This is a genomic window from Mannheimia sp. ZY171111, from assembly GCF_017750945.1.
Lineage (GTDB): Bacteria > Pseudomonadota > Gammaproteobacteria > Enterobacterales > Pasteurellaceae > Mannheimia > Mannheimia pernigra.
The window spans coordinates 1,270,272-1,285,228 of the sequence record NZ_CP046532.1; the positions used below are offsets into that span (position 1 = coordinate 1,270,272).

13 protein-coding genes and 1 pseudogene are annotated in these 14,957 nt (G+C 40.4%); 6 read left to right on the plus strand and 8 right to left on the minus strand.

The window, feature by feature from the left end:
* Nucleotides 1-382: 382 nt before the first annotated feature.
* A complete protein-coding gene (locus tag GM698_RS06185; protein WP_209289104.1) occupies nt 383-2,776 on the plus strand; it encodes a YadA-like family protein in 2,394 nt (797 codons plus the stop codon).
* 66 nt (nt 2,777-2,842) lie between these two features.
* On the opposite strand, the gene sohB is transcribed toward GM698_RS06185, so the two are convergent.
* From sohB to GM698_RS06225, 8 genes and pseudogenes are all read right to left on the minus strand, one after another.
* Nucleotides 2,843-3,895 (minus strand): protease SohB, encoded by a 1,053-nt coding sequence (gene sohB / locus GM698_RS06190; RefSeq protein WP_176807679.1) that lies wholly within the window; start codon nt 3,893-3,895, stop codon nt 2,843-2,845.
* Nucleotides 3,896-3,926: 31 nt separating this feature from the next.
* Nucleotides 3,927-5,099 carry a lipid-A-disaccharide synthase gene (gene lpxB / locus GM698_RS06195; RefSeq protein WP_209289105.1) on the minus strand — a complete coding sequence of 391 codons (1,173 nt, stop codon included), beginning with the start codon at nt 5,097-5,099 and terminating at the stop codon, nt 3,927-3,929.
* A 17-nt stretch (nt 5,100-5,116) separates the two neighbouring features.
* Nucleotides 5,117-5,293: pseudogene (hslU, locus tag GM698_RS06200) on the minus strand (HslU--HslV peptidase ATPase subunit); the annotation flags it as partial.
* Between the two features lie 177 nt (nt 5,294-5,470).
* Nucleotides 5,471-6,484 carry a peptide ABC transporter ATP-binding protein gene (locus tag GM698_RS06205; protein ID WP_176807677.1) on the minus strand — a complete coding sequence of 338 codons (1,014 nt, stop codon included), beginning with the start codon at nt 6,482-6,484 and terminating at the stop codon, nt 5,471-5,473.
* 1 nt (nt 6,485) lies between these two features.
* A complete protein-coding gene (gene dppD, locus GM698_RS06210) occupies nt 6,486-7,487 on the minus strand; it encodes a dipeptide ABC transporter ATP-binding protein (protein ID WP_176807676.1) in 1,002 nt (333 codons plus the stop codon).
* A 10-nt stretch (nt 7,488-7,497) separates the two neighbouring features.
* Nucleotides 7,498-8,388 carry an ABC transporter permease subunit gene (locus GM698_RS06215; RefSeq protein WP_176807675.1) on the minus strand — a complete coding sequence of 297 codons (891 nt, stop codon included), beginning with the start codon at nt 8,386-8,388 and terminating at the stop codon, nt 7,498-7,500.
* An 86-nt stretch (nt 8,389-8,474) separates the two neighbouring features.
* A complete protein-coding gene (locus GM698_RS06220; protein WP_176807674.1) occupies nt 8,475-9,479 on the minus strand; it encodes an ABC transporter permease subunit in 1,005 nt (334 codons plus the stop codon).
* A 256-nt stretch (nt 9,480-9,735) separates the two neighbouring features.
* On the minus strand, nt 9,736-11,337 hold the full coding sequence (locus GM698_RS06225; RefSeq protein ID WP_209289106.1) for an ABC transporter substrate-binding protein: 1,602 nt from the start codon (nt 11,335-11,337) through the stop codon (nt 9,736-9,738).
* A gap of 280 nt (nt 11,338-11,617) precedes the next feature.
* Between GM698_RS06225 and hda the strand changes: the two genes are divergently transcribed.
* From hda to ccmD, 5 genes are all read left to right on the plus strand, one after another.
* Nucleotides 11,618-12,328 carry a DnaA regulatory inactivator Hda gene (gene hda, locus GM698_RS06230; protein WP_159628638.1) on the plus strand — a complete coding sequence of 237 codons (711 nt, stop codon included), beginning with the start codon at nt 11,618-11,620 and terminating at the stop codon, nt 12,326-12,328.
* Between the two features lie 144 nt (nt 12,329-12,472).
* On the plus strand, nt 12,473-13,114 hold the full coding sequence (gene ccmA, locus GM698_RS06235; RefSeq protein ID WP_209289791.1) for a cytochrome c biogenesis heme-transporting ATPase CcmA: 642 nt from the start codon (nt 12,473-12,475) through the stop codon (nt 13,112-13,114).
* Entirely contained in the window at nt 13,111-13,773 is a 663-nt protein-coding gene (gene ccmB / locus GM698_RS06240; RefSeq protein ID WP_209289107.1) for a heme exporter protein CcmB, read from the plus strand. The genes ccmA and ccmB overlap by 4 nt, the downstream gene beginning before the upstream one ends.
* Nucleotides 13,774-13,835: 62 nt before the next feature.
* The gene (locus GM698_RS06245) at nt 13,836-14,573 is read left to right on the plus strand and encodes a heme ABC transporter permease (protein ID WP_159628636.1); all 738 of its coding nucleotides are present in this window, start codon (nt 13,836-13,838) and stop codon (nt 14,571-14,573) included.
* Between the two features lie 16 nt (nt 14,574-14,589).
* Nucleotides 14,590-14,784, plus strand: a complete 195-nt coding sequence (gene ccmD / locus GM698_RS06250) for a heme exporter protein CcmD (protein WP_159628635.1) — start codon at nt 14,590-14,592, stop codon at nt 14,782-14,784.
* The last annotated feature ends 173 nt before the right edge of the window (nt 14,785-14,957 follow it).

Sequence of the window (14,957 nt, forward strand, 5' to 3'; positions counted from 1 at the left end):
AAAATCGCACTTTTTTATTTACAGAGAAATAATTATATGATGAACTCACTCACTCACTCACTCACTCACTCACTCACTCACTCACTCACTCACTCACTCACTCACTCACTCACTCACTCACTCACTCACTCACTCACTCACTCATAGACAGACTAAACGCCTAGCGTTATTTCGTTTATCGCTGCTGACAATTGCTCTTGGGTTAGCTGGGGAAGTTTGGGCGGAAACGATTGTTTATGGAGACGCACTTCCAGTCCAAGTAACACCAGGAGATCATGGATCTAAATACTACTGTTATTACGACGATGATTATGCAACGGTTATCTGTGGTAGTAGTGTAAGCGGTCGAATACTTCTCCCTGGTAGTAGTAATAGTATCTTAATGGGTTCTGATATTACAGCTAATATGGTTCATAATACTAATATTATAGGTTCTTTAAATCAAGCCAATAATGTGCAGTACTCCACCGTTATAGCTGATAGCACGGAGACCAATATTGTGAATTCCTCTATCATCATAGGGGCAGAGATGAACGTCAAAAATGCGATGAACACCACAGTCATGGGTAATGGCAATAAAGCCAGTAATTCGGATGTTGTTAATGTTATCGGTAATCTCAATAATTCCGACAATTTAGATACTTCTACGATCATCGGTTATTACAATAAAGCCAAATATATGAATGCCTCTACTCTCCTGGGGAATCGCTATCAAGCTAATCATGTGACTAACTCTACCCTCATGGGTAATAAATCTCAAGCTAATCATGTGGATTACTCTATCCTTATAGGGGGTGGTGCTAGTGCTACAGCAGCTAACAAAGTCATTATTATGGGGGCTGATTCAACCGCAGGTGATTTAGAAATACGAGAAGCTATAACAAAGGTTTATAACGACGCTTACAATAAGTATTTAGAGGATCATCCTGAAGGAAAGATAGGTAATGGAGGCTATAATGACCTGACAAAAGCACAGGCAGAAACTGCAGGGAATTTAGCGAGGGATGAGTATATAAGAGAGCTGCCCGTCTTAATTCAAAACAGTATTCTTATCGGTAATAATTCATCTACCAACAAGTCAAATGCCATTTCTATAGGTAGTGGAAATACAGTAAAAGCCTCTGGTGCTGTGGCTCTGGGTAATCATATTGTCATTGATGATCCTAAATTCAGCAACTACGTAGTACTAGGTAATCACAGTGCCCCTACTTTAGCCAACCCAGTAACAGGGATGAAAATTGGTGAAACTAACGTAACGTTTGCTGGCAGTAATCCAACCTCAACCGTGTCAGTAGGTGCAGCCAATAATGAACGCCAAATCACTCATGTGGCAGCAGGGAGAATTGCAGCAGACAGTACTGATGCCGTGAATGGTAGCCAGTTATTTGCGATATTAAATAACCATACAACAGACGGGCTGAACAAAAAAGCAGATAAGGCTGAACTTGATAAGCTGAGAAGTGCTACTCTTGAGGCATTTATTGAATCTGTTGAAATAATGAAAGGGATGGACGCAAAAGTAGACATTGAAGTAGGTAAAGTAAACGACCGAATTACTGACGTTGCTCAAAAGGTAGAGACTAAAGCCGATCAAACCGAACTTGATAATCTGAGAGGTGCTACTTATGAGGCATTTACTGACATGGTTAAAATAATGCAGGAAATGGATACAAAAGTAGACACTGAAGTGAGTAAAGTAAACGACCGAATGACTGACGTTGCTCAACAGGTGGAGGCTAAAGCAAATAAAACCGATGTAGAGACTAACCAAGCGGCGATTGCAGCCCTAACAGACGGGCTAAAAAACAAAGCAGACTTATCTGTTGTGAAAGCGTTAGACGCTCACATTAACAAACAAATTAATGACTTGGCTAGTAGAACGGCTACTGAGCTAGATAAGAAAGCCGATCAGGCAACGGTGGATATGCTGGCTGATGTTGTGGCCCAAAAAGCAAATCAAACTGATGTGGATGCCAACAAAACGGCGATTGCCGACCTAGTGACTAAAACAACAGATGGGCTCAACAGCAAAGCTGATCAGACAACGGTGAATATGCTGGCAGATATCGTGGCAACAAAAGCAAATCAAACCGATGTAGAGGCTAACAAAACGGCAATTGCAGACCTAGTAACCAAGACAATAGATGGATTAGACAAGAAAGCGGATAAAACAGCGGTTGAAGCCAATAGAACTGCGATTGCCGACCTAGTAACTAAAACAGTAGATGGACTAAGCAAGAAAGCAGATAGGGCTGCGGTGAATGTGTTGGCGGATGTTGTAGCAACAAAGGCAAATCAACGGGATGTCGATACGAATAAAACGGCGATTGCGGATTTAACGGAGCGTGCTACCACTTACGATAGCCCTACAAAAGAGAGCATCACGCTGGCAGGTGCTAACGGCACACGCATCACCAATCTTAGGGACGGTGAAGTTTCAGCGGGTAGTAAAGATGCGGTAAACGGCGGTCAATTACATGCGTTGTATAATTATGTGAATGAAGGCAACGAGGCATTTCGCAAACAGCTTAAACACGTTAAAGATGAGCTAGAAGCGGGTATTGCAGGCAATAACGCCTCAGCTTCTTTACCACAAGTGGTGAAGGCAGGTAGATCAATGGTTGCGGTGGCAACGGGAGGTTACAAAAACAAAAATGCAATTGCTGTTGGTTATTCACGCTTGAGTGAAAATGGGCGAGTCACGCTTAAAGGGCATCTCAACGCAGATACTAAGAAAAATCTTGGTTATGGAGTTGGCGTGGGCTTTACCTGGTAAAAACTTGGCTGGTGTGAAAGGTGAGGGCTGAACTTGAAATAGCGTTCAGCCCTTTTCTTTACCATACTACATTATGGTTGAGCGGCTTTTATTTAATATTTTCGTCACTACATTTTCTGCTGATTGTTCTAATTGAGAGCCTATTTTCTGGCTTAATTTTTTCTTCTCTTTGTATTTTAACTCAATCACATCTTTTTCTTGAATAGCGTTTAAAATGAGATCATCGCTGGTTGCAATTTCATCGACTAAATTTAATTCAAGTGCTTGCTGACCAAACCAATGCTCACCTGTGGCTACTTTTTCTATATCTAACTGAGGGCGGTGCTGTATAACAAATTCCTTAAACAATGAATGGGTTTCTTCTAGCTCTTGCTGGAATTTTTGCTTCCCTTTTTCTGTATTTTCACCCGCTAACGTTACCGTACGCTTATATTCCCCTGCGGTCATTACATCCACATCAATATCGTGCTTTTTTAGAAAACGATGGATATTCGGCACTTGAGCCACAACGCCAACAGAGCCAATTATCGCAAACGGAGCCGCGACAATTTTATTCGCTACACAAGCCATCATATAGCCTCCGCTGGCAGCTACTTTATCTACTGCTGCAATTAAAGGAATATGACGATCACGCAAGCGTTGCAACTGTGAAGCGGCTAATCCATAACCGTGAACCACGCCACCAGGGCTTTCTAATCTGAGCAAGACTTCATCTTTTTCTGGATTAGCAAGGCTGATAACTGCATCCACTTCACGACGTAGAGAATTCACTTCGTGAGCCATCATATCGCCATTAAAATTTAGCACAAACAAGCGAGGTGAAGCCTCTTCGCTCTCTCCACCCTCTTTCAGGCGTTTTTTCTCAGATTTGGCTTTCTCTTTTTCTGCTTTTTTTTCTTGCTTTTCTTGATGCTCTAGCTCTGTTTCACTTAAGAAAAATCCAGCAAGTGATTTTTGTTGCTCTTTATATTTTTTCGTTAAATTCGTGATCGAGACGGTGCCATTTTCAGTTTGCTTTTTAGATTCTAAAATCAGCATCACCACTACTGCAACAATACCGAAAACTGTGAATAATTCTAATAAGAAAATACCATAATTAAGTAAAATTTCTTTCCACATACCTCTTCCTTTTGTAAAAAATTTAATAAATTTAACCGCTTGTAGAAGCCTTTAATAAATCGACGACAGCCTGTGCAGCTTGTTTGTCTGCATCACATTGAATTGACTTATGTAATTCAACAAACCGCTGTTTTAAACTTGCTTTCTTAGCTTGGCTTATTGCATCATTAGCTAAGAAAACGGTTAAATGTTGTGCTAAATGCTCGGGATTACACTCCTCTTGGATTAACTCTGGCACAAGAAGTTCTTGAGCAAGCAAATTAGGTAGCGAAATATAGTCTGTCTTAACTAACCTTTTTGCTAACCAATAAGTAAGTGGTTTCATTTTATAACCAACAACCATTGGCGACTTGCATAACATCGCTTCTAATGCTGCAGTGCCAGAAGCTAATAGCGTACATTCTGCTGCAATCATTGCCTCACGAGCCTTACCTTGAATAATATTGAGTTCTAGATCAGGGGCAACTTGTGCTTTTATTGCATTAAATTGTGCAATCCGCTTTTCATTAACCATCGGTACCAAAAACTGCAAATCTGGAAAGCGAGCTTTTAGCCGTTGAGCGGTTTTCAAAAAAGACGTTGCCAAAAATTGAATTTCACTGCCTCGGCTTCCTACTAAAATCGCCATATAACGATTGGTTTTATCAATATTGAGAGATAAGCAGGCTTGTTCTCGATCTGGCTCTAATGGAATGGTATCTGCCATAGTATGCCCAATAAAACGACAAGGGACGTTAAATCTATCATAAAAAGCCTTCTCAAAAGGAAGAAATGCCAAGACTAAATGGGTTGCTCTCGCAATTTTAAACACCCGCTTTTGACGCCAAGCCCATACTGATGGGCTAACATAATGAATAGTTTTTATGCCATTTGATTTTAATTTTTCTTCAACGGTTAAATTAAAATCGGGCGCATCAATGCCAATAAAAATATCGGGCTTCAGTTGAAGCATTTCATCAATGACTTGCTTACGGCGTTTAAGTAACCTTGGGAGGTGTTTAACAACTTCGGCTAATCCCATCACTGAGAGTTCTTCCATATCGAACAAGGTTTTACAACCCTCAGCAATCATTCGAGGCCCTGCAACTCCAACAAATTGTGCATTGGGGTAATGCGTCTTTAATGATTTAATTAGCCCAGCACCAAGAATATCTCCCGATACTTCCCCAGCCACTAATCCAATAATAGGTGATTGTTTTTTCATATTTTTATAAAGTGCGATTAAAGAATAAACCGACTTAAATCTTCGTTTTCCACCACGTCATTTAATGCTTCGTTCACATAATGCTCATCAATCACGATTTTCTCGCCTCGTCGTTCACTCGCATCAAAAGAAATATCGTCCATTAAACGCTCTAACACCGTGTGTAAACGTCTGGCTCAGATGTTTTCCGTCTTTGCGGACGCATACAATCGTTGTCATTTTATATCCTTTATGTTTAAACACTTTCGCTTATATGGGTATGATTATTGCCTTTTCAATTACAAGCGGACGGTTTTGCTTAAATAATGGCAAATAAAAGATGGCTTGAAAAAATTCAAGCCATCTTGTTAGTGTGCTTATACGCTTTAAAGCTACTGAAGTTCTTCTTTATGGTTTTCTTCCACCACAAAACACGCAATGCGTGTGCCATCTGCATAGGTTTTGAGATCAGGTTGCTTTGTGCGGCATAAATCAGTTGCAAAACGGCAACGTGCATTGAATGCACAGCCTTTTGGTGGATTTAATGGGCTTGGTAATTCACCTGTTAGCTTAATTCGTTCACGGCGTTGCTCGGGATCTAAACGTGGTGTTGCCGAAAGCAGTGCTTGAGTATAAGGGTGGCGAGGATTGCTAAAAATCGTTTTAGTGTCGCCTTGCTCTACACAACGACCCAAATACATAACCATAACTTCATCGGCAATGTGCTCAACAACAGATAAATCGTGTGAAATAAACACATAGGATAATCCCATTTCTTCTTGCAGATCCATCATCAAGTTAAGCACTTGTGCTCGAACAGAAACATCTAATGCGGAAACAGGTTCATCAGCCACGACAATATCAGGTTGTAGCATTAAGCCTCGAGCAATTGCAATACGCTGGCGTTGTCCGCCAGAGAACATATGTGGGTAACGGTCGTAAAATTCAGGTTTTAAGCCGACTTTTGCCATTATTTCCAAGACTTTTTCTTTACGCTGTTTTGCTGATAACTCAGTGTTAATCAGTAGTGGTTCTTCTAAAATGGCCCCTACTTTTTTACGCGGGTTTAGTGAGCTATAGGGGTTTTGGAACACAATTTGAATTTTTTTACGGCGTAGTTGGGCGGTTTCTTTATCATTTACTAAGAAATTTTGCCCATTGTAAAATAATTCACCTTCAGTAGGGCTTTCAATCATTGTGAGCATTCGCCCTAGTGTTGATTTTCCACAGCCCGATTCGCCTACAATCGCCAATGTTTTGCCACGCTCTAGCGTGAATGATACGCCATCAACGGCTTTAACCAGCTTTGGCGGTGCAAACATTCCCTTTTTAACAGGGTAATACTTTTTTAAGTTAATCGCATCGAGAAGCGGTGCGTTTTTATTATTTTTTTGCAAATCGCTCATTTTAACCTCTCTGATGTTGTTCAAATGCCAATGGTATGCCTGATAATGTTAATGGGGTGTGGCATTTCACTTGGCGACCATTTAATGTGTGTAGTTCAGGTTCAATCTCTCGGCATTTATCCGTGGCATACGGGCAGCGAGGGTTGAGCAAGCAGCCTTGTGGTCGGTCGTATTTACCTGGCACAACCCCTGGTAGAGATTGTAAACGAGATTTCCCTTCGGCAAATTCAGGTAATGCTTTTAACAATGCTTGCGTATAAGGGTGGAGCGGCGAGCTGAAAATTTCTGCAGCTTTTCCTTCTTCAACCACTTGCCCTGCATACATGACGATAATGCGATGAGCTGCTTCAGCAACCAGAGCAAGATCGTGGGTAATGAGAATTAACGCCATATTCTCTTTGCGTTGTAACTCTAACAGTAAGTCGATAATTTGTGCTTGAATCGTTACATCTAATGCGGTTGTTGGTTCATCAGCAATCAATAATTTAGGATTGCAGGCAATTGCCATTGCAATCATCACTCGTTGGCTCATTCCGCCCGAAAGTTGGTGTGGATAAACTTCTAAGCGAGACTTTGGATCTGGAATCCCCACCATTGTGAGCAGCTCAATAGCTCGTTCTTGGCGGCTCGCTTTTGAACCACCTTGATGAACTTTTAATGCTTCCATAATCTGATAGCCAACAGTATAGCTTGGATTAAGGCTGGTCATTGCATCTTGGAAAATCATAGACACATCAGCCCCGACAATTTGTTGCTTTTCCTTTGGTTTTAATGCCAATAAATTATTGCCGTTAAAGTGCAAATTTTCCGCGATAACTCGGCCAGGAAAGTCGATTAAGCCCATAATTGCTAATGAACTTACTGATTTACCCGAACCAGATTCACCCACAATACCTAATACTTCGCCTTCATTGACTTCGTAACTTATGCGATCCACCGCTTTAAATGGCGTTTTTTCATCGCCAAAGTGGACGGAAAGCTGATTAACAGTTAATAATGCCATCTTGTCTCTCCTATTGTTTTAGTTTTGGATCGAGTGCGTCACGTAAGCCATCACCCATTAAGTTGAACGCTAATACTAACGATAAAATCGCCAGCCCTGGAATAGTCACTAACCAGTTTGCCGATTGCATAAAGCCACGGGATTCTGCCAGCATCGTACCTAATTCTGGTGTTGGAGGTTGAGCACCAATGCCTAAAAAACCCAGTGCGGCTAATTCTAAAACCGCATTTGAAATGCCCATTGTCATTTGAACAATAAGTGGGGCTAAACAGTTTGGTAAGATAACCACAAACATTAATCGGAACACGCTTGCCCCTGCAACACGAGAGGCGGTGACATAATCGCGATTTTTCTCACTTAATACTTGAGCACGAGTTAAACGAACATAGCTTGGAATCGACACAGCCGCAATTGCAATCGCTGCATTAGTGAGTGATGGGCCAAGAATGGTGACCACTCCAATCGTTAAAAGCAAGCTTGGAATGGCAAGCATAATATCGACCAAACGCATAATGATGATATCAATTATACCGCCGTAATAGCCTGCAATTAAGCCTAAAACTACGCCTAATACACAAGAGAGTAGCACAATGATTAAACCAATAAAGACAGATAATCTTGCACCATAGATAATGCGAGAAAGAATATCACGCCCGATATCATCAGTACCAAGTAGGTGTGTTGAACTCCCTCCATCCACCCAAACTGGGGGCAGCAATAATGCACTGCGATTTTGTTCGATTGGATCAAAGGGGGCAACCCAAGGTGCGAAAACGCACGCTATAAAGACTATTGCAATAAATGCAAGTCCGATTAATGCACCTCGATTTTGACAAAAATAGTACCAAAATTCCTGTAATGGCGTTTTTGGTTTAGGTGCAGATAATGTTGTTGAAGACATTCATCACTCCAAATAAAAAGAACCCAAAAATTATAAACAAGCGGGTTGGAAAAATGTTTAGAAAATATAACCGCTTGTAAAACGAATTAAGTGTGGCGGATTCTTGGGTTTACAATACCGTATATTAAATCTACGATTAAATTTACTAAGATAATAATAGTGGCAATAATCAACACTGAGCCTTGTAAAACAGGATAATCACGACTATTGATGGCATCTATAATCCATTTGCCGATGCCAGGCCATGAGAAAATATTTTCGGTTAAAACCGCTCCTGATAAAAGTTGCCCTACAATCAAGCCTACTACCGTTACTACAGGAATTAACGCATTTCTAAGAGCGTGAACTATCACAATCCGTGTGGTGTTTAAACCTTTAGCCTTAGCGGTGCGGATATAATCTTCACCCAAGACTTCTAGCATTGAAGAACGCGTCATTCGGGTAATCACCGCAAGTGGAATTGTACCCAGTACAATAGCAGGTAAAATTAATGATTTTATCGCCGCTAAAAATGCCCCAGGTTCGTCTGAACGCCAAGTATCAATGAGCATAAAACCTGTTTCGGCTTCAATCCAATATTCAGATGGCAAACGCCCAGAGGCAGGTAAGCCTAATGGTGTTGAAATATAAAGAATGAGCACCAAACCCCACCAGAAAATGGGCATTGAGTAGCCAGTAAGCGAAAGAGTAGTAACTGTATGCGAAATCCACGACTCTTTTTTAACCGCGGCAATCACGCCTAAGGAAATCCCTAGAATGAGCGACCATAACAAGGCAAAAAAGGCGAGCTCAACAGTGGCTGGAAACAGCGTAAAAAATTCTTGTATTACAGGCTCGTTATTGCGAAACGATCTACCAAGATCACCTTGTAGCACACCTTTGATATAGCTGATGTATTGTTCAAATAATGGTCGGTTTAAGCCGAGCTGTTCCATCATTTGCTGGTGTACTTCAGGAGATAATCCACGTTCTCCCATTCGGATCTCAATTGGATCGCCAGGGATAAAATGCACAAGGGCAAAAGTAATTAAAGTAATTGCGATAAAGGTGGGGATCACCATTAATACGCGTTTAAGGATAAACTGAAACATTCAAAATCTCTATATGTTTTACTAAAAGGGGGATCTGATCTCTCGATCTGATCCCCCTCTTTAGAAAAGAGGGGTTAGGGGAGATTTAACAGAAGTCATTGCTGGAGAAAATAAATCATCTCTCAAAGAGATCTTTTTATTCTCCCACTTCGCAAATTGCTGCTGCCAAATCTCCCCTTCCCCTCTTTGCTAAAGAGGGGAGAACAAGCGGTCAAATTTGTAAAAAAATCTACAAATTTGACCGCTTGCAGGCAGATTATTTATCCGCAAGTTCTACGTTGTAGAAGCTATGCAGACCAAATGGACTCATCGTATAGCCTTTTACTTCTTTACGAACAGGGAAGTAAACGGTTGAGTGAGCAATGGTAATCCAAGGAGCTTCTTCTTTGAAGATTTGCTGTGCTTGTTTGTAAAGCTCAGTACGTTTTGCTTTATCGCTTTCTTGAGCAGCTTGCACGACCACATCGTTAAATGGTTTGTGGCAGAATTTAGCATAGTTTGAACCTGCTTCAACAGATGAACAGCTTAATAAGGTGTTTAAGAAGTTATCTGGGTCACCGTTGTCGCCAGTCCATCCGATCATTGAAGTTGCGGCTTCGCCTTGACGTAAACGTTTGAGGTATTCGCCCCACTCGTAGCTAACAATTTTTGCGTTTACGCCTACTTTTTTCCAGTCTTCCTGGATAAGTTCAGCCATACGGCGAGCATTTGGATTGTATGGACGAGCTACAGGCATTGCCCAAAGTTCAGTGGTAAAGCCGTTTTCAAAGCCAGCTTCTTTTAACAACGCTTTTGCTTTTTCTGGGTTGTAGTCGTAATCTTTAATGTCTTCGTTGTATCCCCACATTGTTGGTGGAATAGGATTTTTCGCGACTTGACCTGCGCCTTGGTACACGGCATCAACAATGGCTTGCTTGTTCACCGCGTGGTTTAATGCTTTACGCACTTTTGGGTTATCTAGCGGTTTGATTGAAGAGTTCAATGCAAGATAGCCTATGTTCATACCAGATTGGCTCATTAATTCAATATTGGCATCTTTTTTAAGTGCCTCGATATCCGCAGGGTTAGGATATGGCATTGCGTGGCATTCGCCTTTTTGTAATTTTGCTAAACGCACAGAGGCATCTGGGGTAATGGCAAATACTAAGCGGTCAATTTTCGCTTTCCCCTGCCAGTAGTTTTCAAAGGCTTTATAACGCACCGTTGCATCTTTTTGGTAGTCTACAAATTGGAATGGGCCACTACCGATAGGGTTGGTATCAATACGCTCAGGTTTGCCCGCTTTTAATGATTGCTCTGCATATTCTGCAGAATAAACCGCGTTAAAATCCATTGCTAAGTTGGCTAAAAACGGTGCATTTGGCACTTTTAAGCTGATTTTAACTGTATAGTCGTCCTCTTTTTCCACTTTATCAATGATATTTTGCATATCCATACCGATAAAGTATTCATAGTTGCCACCTGACACTTTATGGAATGGGTGGTTAGGATCAAGCTGACGATTCATTGAGAATATGACGTCATCTGCGTTTAATTCATGGCTTGGTTTGAATTCTTTATTACTGTGGAATTTCACGCCTTTACGCAAGTGAAATGTGTAGGTTTTACCATCTTCAGAAATGTCCCATTTTTCCGCTAATGAGGGAATCACATTTGTTGTACCCTCTTCAAAATCGACTAATTTGTTATAGATAGGGAGTGCATTCGCATCAATGCTTGCACCGTCTGTGACTAATACTGGGCTCATTGCTGATGGTGAAGCTTCCGAACAGTACACGAAAGTTTTAGGTGCTGCGATTGCAGTTGCAGAACTAGCAACTGCCATTGCGATTAACGAAAGTTTAGCAAGTTGTTTCATATTCACTCCTAGAAATTTTAGTTTTTTTGTAGTTAAAAATAGCTAAATAGCTCATAAGTATGATGCAATGAGTTTCTGAATATACAATTTTTTTAGAGAACTGCAATCTTTTTTTTAATAAAAATAGAGGGAAGATTTTATCGAAATTGCCCAATAGAATGAAATCTAACGATTTTTCTTTTGCAATTGTCGTAACGATTTTCTGTTATTTTCTGCTTCTCAAAATGACTGTTTTCCTATATTCTTAGAGGGTTTTTGATGACTGGCTTTAAGGAATATTTTGCAGTTACCTCTACCTATTTATCAAATTGATGAAGACACTTTCGACAATTTTTATGCAGAAAATAGTGAAGTGTTGCTTGAATCTCTCAAACGGAATTTTGAAGAGGTTCAGCAGCCTTTTTTCTACATTTGGGGTGAAAAAAGCTGCGGTAAAAGCCATCTGTTAAAAGCCGTGAGCAACCATTTTCTTTTAAAACAACAAACCTCTAGTTATATTCCGCTGAAAAAAGCATACTATTTTTCACCATTAGTTTTAGATAATGCCGAATTATTGAATGTGATTTGCTTGGACGATATTCAAGCTATTGCAGGCGATGAAGAGTGGGAGTTAGCTATTTTTAATTTATTCAATCAAATCCGCGAACAGCAAGGGTTATTTAGCGATGGGATAAAAACCTTGTTATTAATCAGTGCAAATTGTCCGCCCCATCAATTAAATATTAAATTGCCCGATTTACGCTCTCGTTTAACGTGGGGAGAAGTGTATCAATTAAGCGATCTCACTGATGAGCAAAAATGCCATATTTTACAAGTTAATGCACATCAAAAAGGGGTGGAATTACCCGATGAAGTGGCTCATTTTCTATTGAAGAAAATAGGCTCAGATTTAGAAGAGCTTTCTAAAATATTAGATAAATTGGACCAGGCTTCTTTGCAAGCTCAGCGAAAATTAACCATTCCTTTTGTGAAAGAAACCCTTTCTCTATAACAAGCGGTTTGATTCTTATCAAAATTTGCAAAAGTTTTTGCAAATTTGACCGCTTGATACCTCTAAATAAGTAACTTGTTTGCTACGTTAAAAGAGCCGCTTATGTTACACTTCAATTAATCTTTTTCTACCGATTGAGTTATGATGAACCAAACAGCCCAATATCAGCTTAAATTGCAGAATATCGCTTGTGAACGAGGTGAAACTCGTTTATTTGAAGGGTGTAATTTTACCGTAAGTAGTGGTGATTGGGTGCAAATTGAGGGACATAACGGTATTGGTAAAACCAGTCTTTTGCGTATTTTAGCTGGGCTTTCTTTACCTGCTGAAGGTGACGTGTTGTGGAATGATACCCCTATTCAAAAACAGCGTGATGAATATTATTCTGAACTCTTTTATTTAGGGCATTATTCAGGCGTGAAGCCAGAGCTGACAGCTTGGGAAAATTTACGCTTTTTTCAGAAAGTCGAACAACTGCCGCAAGATGAGGATTGTTTGTGGCAAGCATTACATAAAGTGTCTCTTATCGGGCGGGAAGATTTGCCTTGCTCTCAATTATCAGCAGGGCAACAACGCCGTGTCGCACTTGCCAAATTGTGGCTAACTAAAGCTAAGCTCTGGATTTTAGATGAACCCTTTACCGCTATTGATAAAAAAGGGGTGGCAGATTTAATTGCTCATATTGAACAGCATTGTGCAACAGGCGGATTAGTTATTTTTACCAGCCATCAAGCTACAGAGAGCGATAAAGTTACGATTATTTCGTTAGATCAGTTTAAAGTATGATTTTATTTAGCATTATTCAACGTGAATTAACCATTGCCTTTCGTAAACCATCGGAAATTTTAAATCCGCTCTGGTTTTTTTTGATGGTCATTACTGTATTCCCAATTTTAATGGGACCAAATCCTGAATTATTAGGCAAAATTGCCAGTGGAATTGCGTGGGTAGCGGCGTTGCTTTCTGCATTGCTCTCCTTTGAACGTTTATTTCGAGATGATTATTTAGATGGCTCGCTCGAGCAATTAATGTTATTGCCTATTGGTTTACCCCAAGTGGCATTAGCAAAAGTGGTTGCTCATTGGATTTTAACTGGTTTGCCTCTGATTTTACTTTCGCCTATTGCGGCAATTTTACTTTCGCTAGAAACCCACGTTTGGTGGGCATTGGTGCTAACTTTATTACTCGGCACACCAATTTTAAGTTGCTTAGGGGCAATTGGTGTTGCATTAACTGTTGGGTTACGCAAGGGCGGCACTTTATTGAGCTTATTAATTTTGCCGTTGTTCTTACCTGTGCTTATTTTTGCCGCTGCTATATTAGAAGCGGCAACTATAAATATGGGCTACAGCGGGCAGCTTGCTATTCTTGGGGCAATTTTAGCAATGACCCTTACTTTTTCGCCTTTTGCGATCGCAGGGGCATTGAGGATTAGTTTGAACTAGATTTGAAAGCAGTAATTTTACAAAAAAGTAAATAAACATTTCATTTATGACGGAGTTTTTCTATGTGGAAATGGTTACATCCTTATGCAAAATCGGAGACACAATATCATTTGCTGGGCAAAATTCAGCCATTTTTAGGTTGGTTGAGTTTAATTGTGCTAGCAGTGGCGTTTGCGTGGGGGCTTGGTTTTGCACCAAAAGATTACCAGCAAGGTGATAGTTACCGCATCATCTTTATTCACGTTCCAGGTGCGATTTGGTCGATGGGGATTTATGGCTCAATGGCTGTGGCTGGATTAGTTGCATTAGTGTGGCAAATTCGTCAAGCCAATTTAGCAATGATTTCAATGGCTCCTATTGGTTTGGTGTTTGCGTTTATCTCTCTTGTCACAGGGGCAATTTGGGGTAAACCAATGTGGGGAACTTGGTGGGTGTGGGACGCTCGTTTAACTTCTGCACTCGTGCTTTTCTTCCTTTATATTGGCGTAATGGCACTTTATTCCGCCTTCCAAGATAAACAAATGGGAGCAAAAGCGGCGGCTGTGCTTTCTGTTGTTGGGGTGATTAACTTACCGATTATTCACTTTTCGGTAGAGTGGTGGAATACGCTACATCAAGGTGCAACTATTACTAAGCTGGATAAACCCTCAATGGCGGTGGAAATGCTCATTCCATTGTTGTTGGCGATTGTTGGTTCATTGATTTTTACGGCGTGGTTGAGTATTTGGCGTTATCGCATTGCGTTATTAAAAGATGAACGTCACCGCCCTTGGGTTAAACATTTAGCGAAAACTGCGTAAGAAATAGGAGAGAAAAATGACATTTCAATTTGAATCAATTAGTGAATTTTTCGCAATGGGTGGCTATGGCTTCTATGTTTGGCTCTCTTATGCCCTAACTTTTATCGCAATAGGCGGGCTGATTTGGCTTAGCCGCCGAGAGCATAAAGCGATTTTAGATCAGGCGAAAAAAGAGTTGGTAAGAGAAGAAAAATTAAAACATTCGGCTTAATGACAAGCGGTTAAAAATTGCTAATTTTTTGCAAATACTTATTTATAGGTATTTAATTTGAGGAATCGCAAAACTTCCTTGAAATTTTCGGAATGTTTTGCGGTTTTTTGCTATTCTTACGCTAGTTTATTTTTGAATTTTTATGCAATTTGCATTTTTATTTTGAGGGTGAT